Origin of the sequence: Haladaptatus pallidirubidus (assembly GCF_020700235.1) — an archaeon.
Lineage (GTDB): Archaea > Halobacteriota > Halobacteria > Halobacteriales > Haladaptataceae > Haladaptatus > Haladaptatus pallidirubidus.
The window spans coordinates 3,588,599-3,603,978 of sequence record NZ_CP085301.1 but is presented as its reverse complement, the minus strand read 5'-3'; the positions used below and the strand labels follow the sequence as shown (position 1 = coordinate 3,603,978).

Below are 15,380 nucleotides of genomic sequence, written 5' to 3'. Positions count from 1 at the left end.
CGACAAAGCCAAATAACCCTCGGTTCATTTTTCGATGAATGCAAATCGACTACCAGCGCGAACGTGTGGAGTTCGAGTGGGATATTCCGGAAGAGTACAATCTTCCGGCAGTTATCGAGTCGCACGCCGAACAATTCGGCCACCGACTCGCAGTCAAATTCCGCGATGATGAGGGTGGTGAAGAAAAGCGAACCTACGCCGACCTGCGCGACGACATGAACCGGTTCGCCAATGCGCTCGAATCGCTCGGCGTCGGTGAGGGCGACCGGGTGATGCACCTTCTCCCGCGCCATCCCGATGTGTTCGCGATTCAGCTCGGGGCGTTGAAACGCGGCGCGATTTTAGTGCCCTGCTCGGCCATGCTGAAGCCGAAAGACCTCCAGTTCCGCGCGAACGACTGCGAGGCGACGACCATCGTCTGTCACGACGAGTTGACGGAGATGGTCGAACCGATTCTGGACGAGACGCCGCTTGACACGATGGTCGTGCTGAACGGGTCGCGGACTGGCAATTGGGAATCCTTCGCCGCCGTAGTCGATGGCGAATCGACCGATCACGACGGACCGGACATCGGCGCGCAGTCGCCGATGTCCATCAACTACACCAGCGGGACGACGGGACAACCGAAACCCGTGCTTCACCGCCATCGCTGGATGCACTGCTTCGAGCGCGTCAACGGACGCTACTGGTGGGGCGTCGAGCAGGGGATGAATTTCGAGGACGAGCTGCTGTGGGCCACGACTGGAACCGGATGGGCCAAATGGTTCTGGAGTCCCGTCGGCGTCGCGCTGGCGACGGGCGCGCCGCAGTTAATTTATCGAGGTGACTTCGATCCGGAGACGTTCCTCTCGCTGATGGAAGAGGAGGGCGTCACCCGACTCTGTGCGGTGCCGACGCAGTACCGGATGTTCACACAGATTGAGGATATGGCCGACTACGACCTCTCGCTGACGGAAGTCGTTTCGGCGGGCGAACCGCTGAACCGCGAACCGATTCAGGCGTTCGATGAAGCGTTCGGCGTGACGCCGCGGGACGGCTACGGCCAGACCGAAACCGTCGCACTGGTGACGAACTATCCCGGAATCGACGTAAAACCGGGAAGCATGGGCAAACCGACACCGGGACTCGGAACGACCATCATCGACACGGTGGACGACGAAGAAGTTGAGCAAGGAGAAATCGGCGAAATCGCGGTTCCCGTCGATAGTCCCGCGATTTTCGACGGCTACTTCGAGAAGCCGAACTTGGACGAGAAGACGTTCTCGGGTGCGTACTACCGAACCGGCGACTTGGCGAGTAAGGACGAGGACGGCTACTTCTTCTTCGAAGGCCGGGCGGACGACATCATCATTTCCTCGGGCTATCGAATCGGCCCGTTCGAGGTCGAAGATGCGCTTATCGGCCATCCGTCAGTCGCGGAGGCCGCGGCCGTCGGCAGTCCCCACGTCGAGCGCGGAAACGTCGTCAAGGCCTACGTCATCCTCGCGGACGGCTACGAGGGAAGCGACGAACTCGTAGAGGAGCTGCAGGAGTACATGAAAGAGGAGACCGCGCCGTACAAATATCCGCGCAGAATCGAGTTCGTGGACGAACTGCCGAAAACCTCCAGCGGAAAAATCAGGCGTATCGAACTCCGAGACAGGGAACAGGCGAAGTTCGGGTAGTTTCGGTTCAGCGGTCGCCTACTCGATGGCGTACCCCTTCTCTCGCAGAACCTCCCCCACTCGCTCGCGATGATTACCTTGGAGTTCGATTGCTTCGTCCTGTATCGTCCCGCCGGTTGCCATCTTCCGTTTGAGTTCCGACGCGAGTTCTTTCAAATCGACCGAGTCGGTGTCGAATCCCTCTACGATTGTCACCGGCTTGTCGTAGCGTCGTTTTTCGATTCGGACGCGAAGGCGCTGTTCGGTTCGCCCCAAATCCTCGTCGATGCCGAGTTCTTCCGGTAGTCCCGTGATGGAATTGAAGTCGTCTTTTGCCACGGCAGGTGAGGGTATGGTATCCAGTATCTTGGCTCTGTCTCACATCATTTTTTGAACATCCGTCTGAGCACTAGTTCAGGCGTTTCTCACCGTCGTTGTGCGAGTAGGCGTCGAGGCGACCAGAACCGGCAATCGATGCCGTAGCGAGAGCGGTAAGGAGGGTCATTCGTCGAGTACCGGACAGGAGTTCAGTTCGTGACAACTACTTTCCCTTTCGGGAATCTCAAGATTCTAAACCCACCCGCGCGTCGTCTGTGCCATGAACCGAGTCGCAGTCATCGGCGCGTCGATGACGGAGTTCGGCAACCGCGAAGGGTGGATACGCGACCTGCTCGCGGAGGCCGGACAAGCCTGCCTCGACGACGCTGGCGTCTCGCCGTTGGATGTGGAGCATCTGTACGTCTCGAACATGGCGAGCGGCGAGTTCGAGGGACAGACGGGGATTCCGAACGCATTGGCACACGATTTGGGCGCACTTCCGGCGTACACCCAGCGAATCGACCAGACGAGCGCGAGCGGCGGGGCCGGAATTTATTCGTCGTGGCAGTCGGTCGCGTCAGGGGCGAGCAACCTGACCCTCCTCGTCGGCGGCGAGAAGATGACCCACAGAACGACCGCCGAGTCAACGGACGTAATCGCCTCGCTCACGCATCCCGAGGAGTACAAACACGGCGTCACGCTCCCCAGTTTTGCGGGGTTGACCGCCCGCAGATACCTCCACGAGTACGACGCGCCGCGCGAGAGTTTGGCGAAGGTAGCCGTGAAAAACCACGAAAATGGGATAGACAACCCGCACGCCCAGTTCCGCAAGGCGGTGGATTTGGAGACGGTGATGGAGTCGCCAATCGTCGCCGACCCGCTGCGACTGTACGACTTCTGTCCAATCACGGACGGGAGTGCGGCGCTCCTCTTCTGTCCCGAATCGAAGGCAAAGGAGTACACCGACGACTACACCGTGATTTCGGGCATCGCGGGTGCGACGGACACCCACGTCGTTCACCAACGCGCCGACCCGACGGTGATGGGCGCGGCCTACGAGAGCAGCGAACTCGCCTACCAGATGGCCGAGCGCGACCCGGACGACGTGGACGTGGCGGAACTCCACGACATGTTCACCATCCTCGAATTCCTTCAGAGCGAGGCGGTGGGCTTCTTCGACCGGGGAGAAGGCTGGAGAGCCGTCGAGGCGGGCGTCACCGACCGCGACGGGGAACTGCCCATCAACACCTCCGGTGGGCTAAAATCGAAGGGTCACCCGCTCGGCGCGAGCGGGGTCGCACAGGCCTACGAACTGCACCAGCAATTGCGCGGCGAGGCCGGAAAGCGACAGGTCGATGCGGAGGTCGCGCTGGCCTGCAACGTCGGCGGGTTCGGCAACTGCGTCACGACCACCATCATGGAGGCGCGATAATGACCCTCGAAGCACACCGTTGTCCGAACAGCCACCTCTCGATTCCGGGGCATCCACGCTGTCCGGAGTGTGCGGAACCGCAAACCGAAACCGTGGATTTGACCGACCGAATCGCCGAAGTCGTGACGTGGACGACCAGCACCGCGACCCCACCCGGCGTTCGGCAACCGAACCACCTCGCAATCGTGGAGTTCGACGTAGATGGCGGGTCGGTGCGGACAATCGGACAGGTGACGACCGGGGAGATCGAGATTGGGGACGAGGTTCGCCCGGTGTACGTGGGGGAACTGCGCGACCCCAACGCGGGGATTCGGGAGAAAGAGAGTCAGGAGTGGGACGGCTATCGGTTCGAGCCTCTGGAGTGACTCGGCGAGAGTCGGTTTTTATCTGACTAGCTGTTTTCGATTTGTGGTTTGATTCGGTGTGGCTAGCTGTTTCCAATTCTACTGGATTCTAATTATTGATTGAGTTGAGTGTGGCTTGCTGACGCACGCGCCATGCGGTTTGTGTCTGTCTGAAGTTGTGACCATCCGAAATCCCGAATTGGCCACATGGCGCGCGCTGGCACACGCCTGAGGACTTCACGTCCGAAGGTCTGTGCTGACAGCGTGCGAGGGTTGACTGAGCGACTGAAAGGAGCGAAGGAATCGGTTGGGGAGGATTGTGGCTGTCGCAGTGCGGTTGCGGTTGTGTGTTGACGTGATTTGCAATCGACTGGTCGGAAATATTCTCCACAGAGTGACGAATTTGCCGTAGTGGCAGGTTCAGCGGAGTCAACAACTGCTAGCATCGAAAAGACACAGCACGAAAAACAGACAGTCTACCAAAAAGCGTTTCACTTCTCAGAATCGCCCGAATCGCCAGCAGTCGCCCCATTTTCCGAGTCCTCCGCTGAATCATCGTCTTCAGAACTGTCTCCCGTATCCAAATCACCCTCCGAATCCCCGTCACCGCGAACGCCCAGTTCATCCCGAATCGAGCGCAGTTCGGCATCGACATCGACTTGCGGTTTTTCCTCCTCTACTTCGATTTCTTCGCCCGCTTCGCCTTCTTCGCTCTTCTCGTCCGTCTTCATCGCCTCACGACTGTCGTCCGCCTGCTCTCTCCCCGCAGAAATTTCCTCGCGGATGTCGTCGCTGAGTCGGCGTGCGTCTTCAAGAATCCGGCGCGCGCCGGGTTCCTGCGGAAGACCGCCTTCCGTGAGGGCGCCTTCGACGTCTTCGAGCGTGGATTGAAGCCGGTCTAACGTGGCTTGACTCGCGCGTCCCGCGCGGGAACTCAGTTCGGAGCGCGCTTCGCGGGTCGAATCGTACTCGGGGTCTACGAGGCGGATGATTTGCTGGAGCGCCTTGAGGGCGCGAATGTTCGCCTCTAGCATGGTGATGAGCGTCGGGAGAGCGTACTCGCTGGTGAACGAGAGCATTTCACGGGGAGTGGGCGGGCGGGGAAGACCGAACGGGCCGTGAGGAGGGCGCTGGAGTTCCGTCTGCAAATCGCGTAACATTGTCTCCAACTCCTCGATTCGGTTTTCGAGGTCGTCCGGGTCGTTTGGCATAGCCGGACGTTCGCACTGCAGAACAAAAATATTGGCTGGTCGAAACTGGTCGTTAGAATCCTTCCCGGAGGAACACGTCTCGCTTCGGGAATAAGGAGTTGAGATGGACGCGGGCGTCGTCGGATTCGATGGAACAGGAACCGAATCGCTCGGCGTCCTCTACGGAGTAGTAGCCCGCGACCAGTTGCGAAAGCGTATTCACGTTGAGCGTCACGTCCGGGTCGTCCTCGGTTCGGTCGCAAAGGACGATGTCGTCGGTGTCGAGTTCGAACGTCCCGTCGTTCCATTCCGCCAGCGAATCGGCGACGCGAAGGACGATGTTTTCGGAGATTTCGCCGGGATAAGAGATGCTTTCGAGGGCACGGGGAACGTCCACGAGTCGGAACATCGGGCCGGTTTCAATCTCGCAGTTCACGTCGCGCGGATTGTCCACCATGTCGAGGAGGGTCGTGTTTTCGGGTTCGTGGGATAGTTCGACGGTTTCGACTTGCGAGTCGTGATACTGCGCGAACCGAAGCAGGTGGCGGTACGCTTCGTCGTCCGCGTGGGCCATCTCCCAGACTTTGAGTCGCTTACCGTCGCCGTCATCTTCCTCTTGGATCGTGTAGACGACGTAGCCGCGAGCATTCTTCTCCCTATTCGGCACCCACGCGTACACGTAGGGATCTTTTTTCCACCCTTCGAAAACGCGGTGACGCCACCACTCTTCGGTTCGGTCGATGGAAAGCGCGTACCCCTCGCTGTGGGCGTCGAACGCCGACTGGAGCAGTTCCCACTCGTCGGCATCGAGTCGGCGGAAGTCGCCTGTTGGATCTGTATTTAGCGCGAGGGCGTCGGGCGTCGTCTCGTACTTCGTGTACTTGTTCACCGTTCCCCAGCCGTATTTTCGATAAAATTCGTATGAGAACGGCCAGAGTGCGGAGAAGTACGCCTCGTTTTCACGATACTCGGCGAGCGAATGCTTGAGCATCTGCCGTACCAATCCTCCGCGACGACTTTCGGGCGGCGAAGCGACGGCGGATAGTCCGGCCATCTCGTGCCACTCGTCTCGGATGCGCGTGGTAAACCAGTGGTGTTTGCAGACACAGAGGAGGTCGTCGCCGTCGAAGAGTCCCCGTCGGTCGCCGAGATTTGGTTTGTCGTCGTCATCCTCGTCGGATTTAGGGCCGTCCTCCGGACGAAAGGCGTAGTGCAAAAACTGGTCGTACTCCCGCTTGCGCTTTGCGGGAATCGGGCGGTATTCGGGCATATTTGGTGGTAGATGTGAAGCGAGAAATAGATTCGTATCGACTACATATATCGTATTTCGCGATATTAAATTGAAGAGATGCTTGTTACGGACACGGGCGAGAACCGTCGATTACCGAGCCTCGCAAAGGATTATTCGTCCCCACCGCGTCTTACACACCCATGTGCCAGTACTGCACCGCTCGCGAAGACGGCTGGACGAAACTTCTCGCGTACGACGACGTGTATCAGCGCGCAGTCAGTTCCCGTGGTGACGACGAGTACGGATTCCACGAATCGTGGGACGACCTCCGCGACCAACTCGCGTAGTTAACGCCGCGGAAACGGGCCGCGCTCCGGATTCCACGAGGTGCCCTCCTCATCTGCCCTGACGAGACATCTATCGAGCGTATCCGAAACACGGTTTTCGTCGATGTCGGTGCCGATGAGGACGAGTCGCGTCATTCGTTCGTCCGGATTCCATTCGCCGAGCGACCCGCAACGAATCGACGGGCCTGCCTGATTCAATCCCATCGCGTCACCGTCCCACCCGGCTATCCAACAAACGCCTTTCGTCCGAGCGATATTCCCGTCCCAATCATCCAACCACGCGTTCAACCGGTTCGGCTGAAACGGGCGTTCGCGCTCGTAAACGACGGTTTCGATTCGGTCGGCGATGGATTCAGTTGCCGAGTCGCGTGTCCGGTGGGTATGCTCACCGTGGTCGTGGCCGTCGCGGCTGGTATCGACGTCATCGGGATGGTCATGAGTGGTATCATCACGATGCTCGTGTCGAACGCCATCGGTTCTTCCGCCGCCCGCCAGCGCGTGTTTCCATCCCGGCGAGCGTCGCGCGTCCTCGAAATCGAACCGGCCGGTTCGATTTCGAGGATCGTTTCGGGGGAAACGGCGGCGTCGGTCGTCCGAATCAGTTCGGCGTTCGGCTGTAGTTCCCTGACGAGTGCTTCCACCTCGTCCAGCGAATCTTCGGAAAGAGCGTCGCACTTGTTCAACAAGAGGAGATCACAAAACTCGACGGTTTCGACCAGCACATCCGTTAGCGGGCGAGGGTTACTTACATTCGCTTCGCGTAGCCGTCCGGTTTCGGTATCAAACGCGTTCGCAAAGCCGACGCTATCGACGACCGAAACCATCGTATCTAACCGATACGCTACGCTTGGATCGGGTTCCTCGTCGTCCATGCCGAGGAGCGTCCGAGCGAGCGGAATTGGTTCGCTCACGCCCGACGCCTCGATGAGGAGACAGTCGAACTCACGGTTATCTCTCAGTAAAGCGAGCGTCGACCGGAGGTCGTCCTGAAGCTGACAGCAGAGACAGCCGTTCGAGAGGTCTACGATGTCGTCGGTCGCACCCCGTATCAGTTCGGTATCGACGTTCACTTCACCCACGTCGTTGACGACGACGGCGATACTGCGGTCGCCGGGGTCGTCGAGAACGTGATTGATGAGCGTCGTTTTTCCCACGCCAAGACACCCCGTAACGACCGTAATCGGAATTCGTTCGTCCCCCATAGCTCCGGTATCGGTCTGCTTCGAGATAGGAGTTGGCATGCCTATTCGAAGACCGTGTACGAGCCGTCGAAACCCGACAGGCGATAGTCGAACCCGCACTGCTAAATGCGGTTCATAAAGCACTCACGCGATGAATAGCGTATTTTTCGCTCGTCGAGCGGCGAGGAAACATTTATGCCGTATTCTCGTCGCCTACGAGCATGGTTACTTCGTACGACGCCATCGTGTACGATCTCGACGGGACGTTGGTGCGGCTCGCCGTGGATTGGCAGGAGACGGCAGAGGAAATCAAACGGATACTCGGAGAACACGGCGAAACTCCGAACGCGAACGACGCGCTGGACTTGGTGCCGATTGCAGAGGAGATCGGCGCGATGGAGGACATCGAATCCCACATCGCTGCGGCGGAGCGCGAAGGGGCGCGCAACTCCGAACGGTTACCGGATATGGACAACTGGTCAAAGCGAACGTACCGGTCGGCATCTGTTCGCTCAACTGCGAGGCGGCGTGCCGCGAGGCGTTGGACGCACACGGTATTTCGAAAGAAATCGGGGCAATCGTCGGCCGGAACTCGGTCGAAAATCGAAAACCGCATCCCGAACCGCTTCTCACCGCCGTGGGACGCTTGGGGACAGAACCGGAGAAGACACTATTCGTCCGGGATTCGGACAGCGACGCGGAGACCGCTCGGAGAGCGGGAACCGCGTTTCGGCGAGTGTGATACCGGTACGGACCCCTGAATCCGTCGTCAGTACCGAATGAAACGGAATTCTGGAGGCTAGTTACCCCTCCATAGATCGTATCCGAGGGCGATGAACGCAAGATAGAGCGGAGATTCGATCCAAAAGGCCGGAAAACCGACGACGGCAAGCGGGCCGAGGAGGAGTGCGGCGGGGAGGACGGCGATGAACAATCCCGCCGTAAGACGGGTTTCCGTACGTCGCCACAGGCGAACTCCGTAAAGGCTTCCGAGCAGTCGCATCGCGAGGAACGCGATTCCGATAAGTCCGGTCACTGGCGTTTGTACGGAGCCGAATCCGATTCGGCTCACCAGCAGGACGATGATTGAACCGGCGTAACTCAGCAGCGAGAGCGAGAGAAGAACGGCGAGGAGACGACCGCGACGACCGTACTCCGAGACATATCGAGCGTCGGCCGCGAGGAGTGAAACGGACAACAGAAGGTAGCCGACTGGATACAGCGCGTTGATCGCGCCCAAATCAAGACCGACCCCGGTTCGAGTAATCGAAAGTGCAGTCAAGCCCAGACCACCGACGATACCGCAAAAGCTGGCTAGTTTCGTTCGTCGTGGTGTCCACCACGTCGCGGACAACACGTTTTGCCCCGTACGGTTATTGGCAGTTTGAGTCATCGCGATTCAGTCCGACTTGTCGTTTCGTCAGCGGGTTCGCTCCCGTCCTTTGCGACGACGATGGCTCCTTTCATCCCCATCGATTCGTGCGGTTTACAGTAGTAGAGCGACGTTCCAGGCGTTTCGAAGGTGTATTCGAACGTCGTACCTTCTTCCGGTTGTCCGCTGTCGAACGAACCATCTGTGGCCACGACGTTGTGGTAACCGTTGACCCATTTCCACGTTATCGTCGTTCCGGGCGACACCTCGATTGCGGGGGGCGAGAATGCATTCGCACCGTTGTTCCCCTTCACACCGACTTCGACGGTGATGCGGTCGTTTCCGGTCATATCCTCGACCGAATCGTAATTGTCGGTTTCAGATAGCCAGCCATCGGCGCTCGTTTCACCGTCTCCAGTCGTATCTTGGGCGCCGCTACTACCGTCGGTACAACCGGCAAGCAAGCCAGCGAACATAACACCGGCGGCGGCGCGGAGGACTTGTCGCCTCTCGCGTAGGGTGTTGTTGATTTCGGTTCGTTCGGGGGAGCCGGACTTCGTTAGGGGCCGGGAGTCAGACGGTTTGTTGCTCGCGCATTCGGCAGCGGTGTTTCGCTTAGCCATACAAGGTTCGATGCGCGAAATAGCGATAATGCCGACAGCACAGTCGCCAGCGCAGCAACGGTACAAAATATTTATATAGTTGCTCTCGTCTTTTTTCCGCTATCGTGAGAAGGCCGGCCGTTTTCCGAATCCAATCGGTTAAGAACACTGCCTGTGTAGTACAGATAGCAAGATTCAACGGCTTCAAAACGCACAACGATGTCAACTAACCAATCACCGCGGTCGCGTACCTACGACGGAGCAGTTGCTCGGTTCCTCCGTACCCCGGCGAGAGGGCAGACGTACCGAAACCTCTGTTATCTCGTAGCGATGTTTCCGCTGGGGATTCTCTACTTCACCGTTTTGACGACAGGGGTGTTGACGGGACTTCCCCTCGTAATCATCGTTGTCGGCATTCCGATTCTCGTTCTATGTCTCGCACTGGTAGTCGGATTCACGGGACTCGAACGAATCCTCGTTCGACTGCTATTGGGAGTCGAGATACCGTCGTCTGAAGCAGATTTCGAAGGTATCTTCGACGACAAAGCGGGGAAAACGATCTGGATTCGAGGCAAGCGACTCGTAACGAACAGTGGAACGTGGAAGGGAGTCGCGTACCTGCTTAGTGAGTTCGTTTACGGAACCGTCGTGTTCGGCCTGCTCTCGTCGCTGATGGCAACGATCGGCAGTTTTCTGCTGGCCCCGTTGTACTACGAAGAGGCACCCGTTTCGGCCTACGGACCGATTCCATCGGATGCGTTTACGCTCGATATTCTGTTCGGGTGGGACAACCTGTTGGTCGGTCTGACGACAACATTTCAGCTAGGTTCGTGGCGCGTCGAGACGCTTCTCGGCGCGCTGTTCGTTTCAGCTGTCGGAATGGTTCTCTTGCTGATTTCACTGCAATTGTTCAATGCCCTCGCAGGAATCTGGGGTCGGTACGCACGAATCATGCTCTCATGATCGCGTACAGAATCGAGCTGACACCGACGAGATGGGCTAAAGTAACCGCGAGCAAAATCCCCGCATCGGTCGCTTCCGTCAAGCCCGACAGAGCAGAATCGACGATAACGGGTACGGTAGTGAGGAAAATTACCCCGAGCGCGAGATACAGCATGGGACGACTTTCGTTGCGTCGGTAGCCGCGAAAGGCTTGGTACGCGACGAACAGACCGACGATGGCGGTCACCGCCGCAAAGACGAAGATTAGCCCTTCGGTGTCCGGTGTTGTATTCGGGAGTTGGAGCATCGTCCACGTCATCTTCTCACCCGTGAGCCGCCGGCGTCACCCGTTTTCGTGTTCGTTCGTGGATTCGAGACGCCGTAAATCGCGTACAGCATCGCGCCCAGCCCGAGTAGCTTACTCGCGTTGGCGGCCGCGGAACGGACGACAGCCGGAACAGCCATGAAATTCGTCAGTACCAATTGAATCAAAATCGGCCCCGTCGTGAGCAGAATCAACCCGGCTGCGAGAAACAATCGCGCTCGATTTCGGTTCCGCCGGTAACCGCGAACGACCAGATACGCGACGACGAGCGACAGGGCGACGGTGACAAACAGCCCGAGAAGTGCGAGGACGATGACGAGCGGCGACCCACCGATCCCATTCGTGGATTGCTGAAGGAGGATGCGAGCGTCCATTCTATCGCAACCCCTCGAACAGATCGGTGAATCGGTCGGCGGCGTCCGCCGGACGATAGGTTACTTCGATTTCGAATTTTCCCTCACGAAGTTCGATTTCGATTCGCTCAAGCCGGGCAGTGTACGTTTTGTAATGATGTCCGTCTCGGTCTAACTGGAGTTGTTCGTCGAGTAGCTCGTGTTCCTGAAGGCGTTCGATACGGCGATAGATGGTCGAAACGGACGCCTCACACGCGTCGCTCAGTTCGGGTGCAGACATGGCGTTTTCGCTCGTGTAGATGAGGATTGCATGGGCGTATTCGTCTTCGAGGAGCGCGGCGATTTCCCGTACCTCGCTGTCCTCCGCCATTCTATTCGGCGGTACCGAGGTGATATCGACGTTCGTTCACGGCGCCCGATACGGTCATGGAGTCGGTGAATGTCGGTATGCCGGTGACTTAAACCCACAGTTACAGTTGCAGAGTTGGCGACCGTGAGAAGATCGTCGTTCGGAATCCGCACCGGCATGTATAGTTTATCGTTCTGAACCGCGTCTCTCCGTGTATGAGTCTGGACGTGAGCACACCCGACCCACCGATTATCGACGGGGAACGCGAAGATCAGTACGAACCCGACGGGGAGAAACGCGGCGATCTGCAGGCGTATCTCGATGGTGAGGAAAACGCGTGGGAGGAGGGGTTCGGCGAGTGGGCGGCGGAAACGTCGCTTTCTGCCGATTCGTATCGCGTCCTCCTCGACCTCGATTTGCTGACCGAACTCGATTTCTTTTGGGACGAGGAGGCGACGGAAGTGAGATACGAATCGCCAGAAATCGGGGAAAACTGGGAAGGACAGCACCCGTTGCTCGACTCGTGGTCGCGAGTGTCCGAAATCAACGAGGAACTGGACGAGTTGGGCGAGACTGTCGCTGGCGTTCTTTCCGACTACTATGTCGCGTGGGAGGAGGAGCGCGACATGACCGAAACCTTCGGCGAACAGTACAACGCCCGCGACGACGACCTCCGCGAAAACGAACGAAATCGGAACGAATAGTGGTCGAGAGAAATCGGACGAATAGTGGTCGAGAAGACAGACGGCGGTGAGTAGCTGATAGGTTGGAGCGGTTAAAGCAAAGTTACATCGGACAGTCGCTCACACCGCCCGTCGATACTGCTGTGGCCACTCGATTCGGTCTTCTGCCCCGAGCGCCTCCGCGGCGTGGAGCGTAAAGTACGGGTCGCGGAGATGCTCGCGGCCGACGATGGCGAGGTCGGCGCGCTCGTTCCGAATGAGGGCGTCGGCCTGTGCCGGTTCGGAGATCCCGCCAACTGCCCCGACTGGGAGGTCGGTCTGCTCGCGGATTCGCTCGGCGTACGGAACTTGATAGTTCGGCCCAGAACTCGGAATTCGTTGGTCGGGATGCAGACCGCCAGCACTCACGTCAATGAGGTCTGCCACGTCGGACAGTCGATCCGCGAGTCGAACCGAATCGGAGACTGTCCACGAGTCTCGCTCCGGAAGCCAATCGGTTGCGGAAATGCGGACAAACACGGGTTTGTCGTCCGGCCAGATTTCTCGAACGGTTTCGGTCACCTCGCGGACGATACGGATTCGGTTTTCGAAACGTCCACCGTACTCGTCCTCGCGGTGGTTCGCAACCGGTGAGAGAAATTCGTGGAGCAGATAGCCGTGGGCGGCGTGAACTTCCGCGATTTCGAACCCGGCGTCGAGGGAGTACTCCGCCGCGGTTGCGAAGGCGTCCACGACGGTTCCGATGTCATCTTTCGTCATCTCGCGAATCTCAGGCGGTTCGGCGTCGTAGGGCCACGTGTCGGCGCTCGGTGCGACAGTCTCCCAGCCGCCTTCGTCCGGTTGGAGCGGCGTACTTCCTTCCCACGGCCGGGATTTGCTCGCTTTTCTTCCCGCGTGCGCGAGCTGAATCGCCGGAACCGAACCCCGTTCTCGGATGAATCGCGCGACAGGTTCGAGCGCGTCCGCGTGTTCATCGCTCCAGATACCGAGGTCGTTCGGCGAAATACGGCCACGAGGCTCGACCGCCGTAGCCTCCGTCATGACGATTCCTGCGCCGCCGGTCGCACGACTTCCGAGGTGAACCCGATGCCAATCCGTCGCCAGTCCGTCTTCCGTGCAGGAGTACTGACACATTGGAGACACCATCACGCGATTTCGTGCCGTACTCTCCCGAAACGAAATGTTACTGAATAGGTCGTCAGCCATCGTCCCCGTCTACGCATCTGATAGTGAAAACAGCTACAGACACTGCCGTGTTTGCCGATAGTCACGACACGGCTACCCGAAAACTTATTATACAGTGTGATATATTTGTGAAACAATGCAGAATCGTGGCGAAAACAGTGCCCATTCGTCGGAAACGGCGGCCATCTTCACTCGAACACTGGCGGGACTCAAGCGCCGTGGAAGCGGACTACTCCTCGTTGGACCACAGCCAACGATGGGAAAAGCTTGCGAGCGATTTCTCGGGGAATCCAAGACGGAGCCGCGATATCGATTGTTCGTCAAAACCGACGGCGCAAACAGTCACGCACACGAAGCATGCAACAGAGTGAGCCTCGGTTCGAACGACGGAAACGTAAAAATCATCGAGCGAGCGACGCACACGCGAAGCGCCACGGTGGCGAACACCAATCACGACGGTGCCAGCCACGACATCGGACACGGCTCCGATGACAAGTCGGAAACGACCGTCCTCACAAGTGGAAGTCTCGCCCGCCTCGGAATCACGATTTCCGAGGCCATCGACGAGTTCGAGCGAGAGAGCGGCGGCTTACAATCGGGTGAACTGCGGATGTGTTTCGACTCGCTCGTCCCGCTCTTAGAAGAGTACAACCACGAAGCAGTGTTCCGATTCTTACACATTTTGACCGCACGCGTCCGAAACGTCAACGGAATGGCTCACTTTCATCTTCCGACCGAGATGGATTCGACCACTGCAATCATGCTCGCGCCGGTTTTCGACGCCGTTGTCGAGGTTCGGACGACCGGCGGAGAGCCGGTACACAGATGGCAGTTGGTGCGACAAGACGTGACGACGGATTGGCTGTCGCTCTGAATTCGGATTCGGATTTGAAATTTGTTCAGTACGCTATCGATATCAATCGGCCAGAAGCCACGGTTGGCGGTTGTTCAACCGAGTAACGATTCGTCCTTCCGTCGGTACGAAACGGTCTAGTTCTCGAAGGCGAACGATGTCGTCGTCCGTTATCTGCTCGAACAGCGGTGTGTCGAGTAGTTGCTTGACTCCCGGAATATCTTGTTGGCCGAACAGTCGTTGGCGTCGTCGTCGGTTTCCTTCCGCGATTCGTTCGCCGGGATTGAGGGAGCGGTCATACGATTGAATGACGGGATACCAACCGCCGCGAACTGCGCTTCCCGTGTACCTCGAAACCGTCGCTACCTGCTTTCGACGGGTGGTTCCAGTAGAGTCGCAGCGGGTGGCAGAATCACGTTGGTTGACCGGCTCGCACTGATTAACTGAACTCGATTGATTGGTCGAACCCAACCGATCGACTGATTCGCGCTGGCCGGTATCGCCACCCGACTCAAGAAGTGCATCGTGAGCTATCAGCAGTCGGTGAAGTAGTTCGACCGACCGGGATAGTTCCTCTGTGACCGACGAACGAAACCGCCGTTCCGTCTCATCATTGTAACGATAAAATCTCCCCTTCACGTTGTTTTCGAACGACCGCGCTTCGAAGTAGTGGTCGTTGATTTGGCTCAACACGTCGAAATACTCGATTTTTCGCTCGGGAGGCGACGATTGGAGTCCAGCAACGCCACGGCCTGCCGTAACGAGTGCGCTGAGACAGCGTTCGCCCCGGTGCTGGAAAAACCGATGTCGGCCATCGCTTCGCTCAACCAGTTCCCGAGACCCCCGAAAGAAGCCCTTCGAAACCATACGATAGTTGGTATATCGTTCGAGTGAGATGGCATAAGTGTTTCAACGGAATTATCACGAGGAATAATTCGCGGACGGGGTTCATAGCACACCACCGGCCGGTACAGGAATACGTCTACGGTGCGAATTTCTCCTCGAAGTACGTTCAAACGGCATGTATTCG

At 58.2% G+C, this 15,380-nt stretch carries 18 protein-coding genes and 1 pseudogene; 8 read left to right on the top strand and 11 right to left on the bottom strand.

Features of this window, described 5'->3' with window-relative positions; translation table 11 throughout:
* The first annotated feature begins 38 nt into the window (after positions 1 to 38).
* Complete coding sequence (locus LIX15_RS19480; RefSeq protein WP_227775222.1) at positions 39 to 1,664, top strand: acetate--CoA ligase; 1,626 nt, start codon at positions 39 to 41, stop codon at positions 1,662 to 1,664.
* An 18-nt stretch (positions 1,665 to 1,682) separates the two neighbouring features.
* On the opposite strand, the gene yciH is transcribed toward LIX15_RS19480, so the two are convergent.
* On the bottom strand, positions 1,683 to 1,982 hold the full coding sequence (yciH, locus tag LIX15_RS19475) for a stress response translation initiation inhibitor YciH (RefSeq protein ID WP_345409544.1): 300 nt from the start codon (positions 1,980 to 1,982) through the stop codon (positions 1,683 to 1,685).
* 259 nt (positions 1,983 to 2,241) lie between these two features.
* On the opposite strand from yciH, the gene LIX15_RS19470 reads away from it, so the two are divergent.
* Both LIX15_RS19470 and LIX15_RS19465 read left to right on the top strand, forming a co-directional pair.
* Positions 2,242 to 3,393: a thiolase family protein gene (locus tag LIX15_RS19470; RefSeq protein WP_227775219.1), complete on the top strand. Its 1,152-nt coding sequence runs from the start codon at positions 2,242 to 2,244 to the stop codon at positions 3,391 to 3,393.
* Positions 3,393 to 3,758, top strand: a complete 366-nt coding sequence (locus LIX15_RS19465; protein WP_227775216.1) for a Zn-ribbon domain-containing OB-fold protein — start codon at positions 3,393 to 3,395, stop codon at positions 3,756 to 3,758. The genes LIX15_RS19470 and LIX15_RS19465 overlap by 1 nt, the downstream gene beginning before the upstream one ends.
* 470 nt (positions 3,759 to 4,228) lie before the next feature.
* Here the strand turns inward: LIX15_RS19465 and LIX15_RS19460 are convergent, their stop codons facing one another.
* Complete coding sequence (locus LIX15_RS19460) at positions 4,229 to 4,948, bottom strand: DUF7547 family protein (protein ID WP_227775215.1); 720 nt, start codon at positions 4,946 to 4,948, stop codon at positions 4,229 to 4,231.
* 52 nt (positions 4,949 to 5,000) lie between these two features.
* Positions 5,001 to 6,197, bottom strand: coding sequence for a GNAT family N-acetyltransferase (locus tag LIX15_RS19455; RefSeq protein WP_227775214.1), 1,197 nt, complete (start codon positions 6,195 to 6,197; stop codon positions 5,001 to 5,003).
* A 161-nt stretch (positions 6,198 to 6,358) separates the two neighbouring features.
* Here LIX15_RS19455 and LIX15_RS19450 point away from each other — a divergent pair, with 161 nt between their 5' ends.
* Positions 6,359 to 6,505 (top strand): hypothetical protein, encoded by a 147-nt coding sequence (locus LIX15_RS19450; RefSeq protein WP_227775213.1) that lies wholly within the window; start codon positions 6,359 to 6,361, stop codon positions 6,503 to 6,505.
* Here the strand turns inward: LIX15_RS19450 and LIX15_RS19445 are convergent.
* A pseudogene (locus LIX15_RS19445) lies at positions 6,506 to 7,707 on the bottom strand (CobW family GTP-binding protein).
* 130 nt (positions 7,708 to 7,837) lie between these two features.
* Here LIX15_RS19445 and LIX15_RS19440 point away from each other — a divergent pair.
* Complete coding sequence (locus LIX15_RS19440; protein ID WP_227775212.1) at positions 7,838 to 8,428, top strand: HAD family hydrolase; 591 nt, start codon at positions 7,838 to 7,840, stop codon at positions 8,426 to 8,428.
* 57 nt (positions 8,429 to 8,485) lie between these two features.
* On the opposite strand, the gene LIX15_RS19435 is transcribed toward LIX15_RS19440, so the two are convergent.
* Both LIX15_RS19435 and LIX15_RS19430 read right to left on the bottom strand, forming a co-directional pair.
* A complete protein-coding gene (locus tag LIX15_RS19435; protein ID WP_227775211.1) occupies positions 8,486 to 9,079 on the bottom strand; it encodes a hypothetical protein in 594 nt (197 codons plus the stop codon).
* Positions 9,076 to 9,681: a halocyanin domain-containing protein gene (locus tag LIX15_RS19430; RefSeq protein ID WP_227775210.1), complete on the bottom strand. Its 606-nt coding sequence runs from the start codon at positions 9,679 to 9,681 to the stop codon at positions 9,076 to 9,078. The genes LIX15_RS19435 and LIX15_RS19430 overlap by 4 nt, the downstream gene beginning before the upstream one ends.
* Positions 9,682 to 9,879: 198 nt before the next feature.
* On the opposite strand from LIX15_RS19430, the gene LIX15_RS19425 reads away from it, so the two are divergent.
* Positions 9,880 to 10,623 (top strand): sensor domain-containing protein, encoded by a 744-nt coding sequence (locus LIX15_RS19425; protein WP_227775209.1) that lies wholly within the window; start codon positions 9,880 to 9,882, stop codon positions 10,621 to 10,623.
* Here the strand turns inward: LIX15_RS19425 and LIX15_RS19420 are convergent.
* The 3 genes from LIX15_RS19420 to LIX15_RS19410 are packed head-to-tail and all read right to left on the bottom strand — an operon-like array spanning position 10,610 to position 11,650.
* Entirely contained in the window at positions 10,610 to 10,921 is a 312-nt protein-coding gene (locus tag LIX15_RS19420) for a DUF7521 family protein (protein WP_227775208.1), read from the bottom strand. The genes LIX15_RS19425 and LIX15_RS19420 overlap by 14 nt on opposite strands.
* Positions 10,918 to 11,301 carry a DUF7521 family protein gene (locus LIX15_RS19415; RefSeq protein ID WP_227775206.1) on the bottom strand — a complete coding sequence of 128 codons (384 nt, stop codon included), beginning with the start codon at positions 11,299 to 11,301 and terminating at the stop codon, positions 10,918 to 10,920. Before LIX15_RS19415 ends, LIX15_RS19420 begins: the two co-directional genes overlap by 4 nt.
* A 1-nt stretch (position 11,302) precedes the next feature.
* Positions 11,303 to 11,650, bottom strand: coding sequence for a helix-turn-helix domain-containing protein (locus LIX15_RS19410; protein WP_227775205.1), 348 nt, complete (start codon positions 11,648 to 11,650; stop codon positions 11,303 to 11,305).
* A 194-nt stretch (positions 11,651 to 11,844) separates the two neighbouring features.
* Here LIX15_RS19410 and LIX15_RS19405 point away from each other — a divergent pair, with 194 nt between their 5' ends.
* The gene (locus LIX15_RS19405; RefSeq protein ID WP_227775203.1) at positions 11,845 to 12,333 is read left to right on the top strand and encodes a DUF7992 family protein; all 489 of its coding nucleotides are present in this window, start codon (positions 11,845 to 11,847) and stop codon (positions 12,331 to 12,333) included.
* Positions 12,334 to 12,432: 99 nt separating this feature from the next.
* Here LIX15_RS19405 and LIX15_RS19400 read toward each other — a convergent pair whose 3' ends face one another.
* Positions 12,433 to 13,518, bottom strand: coding sequence for an NADH:flavin oxidoreductase/NADH oxidase (locus tag LIX15_RS19400; RefSeq protein ID WP_227775202.1), 1,086 nt, complete (start codon positions 13,516 to 13,518; stop codon positions 12,433 to 12,435).
* 115 nt (positions 13,519 to 13,633) lie between these two features.
* On the opposite strand from LIX15_RS19400, the gene LIX15_RS19395 reads away from it, so the two are divergent.
* Entirely contained in the window at positions 13,634 to 14,371 is a 738-nt protein-coding gene (locus tag LIX15_RS19395) for a DUF7504 family protein (RefSeq protein WP_227775200.1), read from the top strand.
* 42 nt (positions 14,372 to 14,413) lie between these two features.
* Here the strand turns inward: LIX15_RS19395 and LIX15_RS19390 are convergent, their stop codons facing one another.
* The gene (locus tag LIX15_RS19390) at positions 14,414 to 15,217 is read right to left on the bottom strand and encodes a hypothetical protein (RefSeq protein ID WP_227775198.1); all 804 of its coding nucleotides are present in this window, start codon (positions 15,215 to 15,217) and stop codon (positions 14,414 to 14,416) included.
* Positions 15,218 to 15,380 lie beyond the last annotated feature (163 nt).

What these genes read in the sequence shown, in the direction of transcription:
- LIX15_RS19425 (WP_227775209.1), top strand. Translation starts at nt 9,880, where the DNA reads ATGTCAACTAACCAATCACCGCGGTCGCGTACCTACGACGGAGCAGTT.
- LIX15_RS19420 (WP_227775208.1), bottom strand. Translation starts at nt 10,921, where the DNA reads ATGACGTGGACGATGCTCCAACTCCCGAATACAACACCGGACACCGAA.
- LIX15_RS19395 (WP_227775200.1), top strand. Translation starts at nt 13,634, where the DNA reads ATGCAGAATCGTGGCGAAAACAGTGCCCATTCGTCGGAAACGGCGGCC.
- LIX15_RS19390 (WP_227775198.1), bottom strand. Translation starts at nt 15,217, where the DNA reads ATGGTTTCGAAGGGCTTCTTTCGGGGGTCTCGGGAACTGGTTGAGCGA.
- LIX15_RS19440 (WP_227775212.1), top strand. Translation starts at nt 7,838, where the DNA reads ATGAATAGCGTATTTTTCGCTCGTCGAGCGGCGAGGAAACATTTATGC.
- LIX15_RS19430 (WP_227775210.1), bottom strand. Translation starts at nt 9,681, where the DNA reads ATGGCTAAGCGAAACACCGCTGCCGAATGCGCGAGCAACAAACCGTCT.
- LIX15_RS19415 (WP_227775206.1), bottom strand. Translation starts at nt 11,301, where the DNA reads ATGGACGCTCGCATCCTCCTTCAGCAATCCACGAATGGGATCGGTGGG.
- LIX15_RS19405 (WP_227775203.1), top strand. Translation starts at nt 11,845, where the DNA reads ATGAGTCTGGACGTGAGCACACCCGACCCACCGATTATCGACGGGGAA.
- LIX15_RS19460 (WP_227775215.1), bottom strand. Translation starts at nt 4,948, where the DNA reads ATGCCAAACGACCCGGACGACCTCGAAAACCGAATCGAGGAGTTGGAG.
- LIX15_RS19400 (WP_227775202.1), bottom strand. Translation starts at nt 13,518, where the DNA reads ATGGCTGACGACCTATTCAGTAACATTTCGTTTCGGGAGAGTACGGCA.
- LIX15_RS19455 (WP_227775214.1), bottom strand. Translation starts at nt 6,197, where the DNA reads ATGCCCGAATACCGCCCGATTCCCGCAAAGCGCAAGCGGGAGTACGAC.
- LIX15_RS19410 (WP_227775205.1), bottom strand. Translation starts at nt 11,650, where the DNA reads ATGGCGGAGGACAGCGAGGTACGGGAAATCGCCGCGCTCCTCGAAGAC.
- LIX15_RS19450 (WP_227775213.1), top strand. Translation starts at nt 6,359, where the DNA reads ATGTGCCAGTACTGCACCGCTCGCGAAGACGGCTGGACGAAACTTCTC.
- LIX15_RS19465 (WP_227775216.1), top strand. Translation starts at nt 3,393, where the DNA reads ATGACCCTCGAAGCACACCGTTGTCCGAACAGCCACCTCTCGATTCCG.
- LIX15_RS19470 (WP_227775219.1), top strand. Translation starts at nt 2,242, where the DNA reads ATGAACCGAGTCGCAGTCATCGGCGCGTCGATGACGGAGTTCGGCAAC.
- LIX15_RS19480 (WP_227775222.1), top strand. Translation starts at nt 39, where the DNA reads ATGCAAATCGACTACCAGCGCGAACGTGTGGAGTTCGAGTGGGATATT.
- LIX15_RS19435 (WP_227775211.1), bottom strand. Translation starts at nt 9,079, where the DNA reads ATGACTCAAACTGCCAATAACCGTACGGGGCAAAACGTGTTGTCCGCG.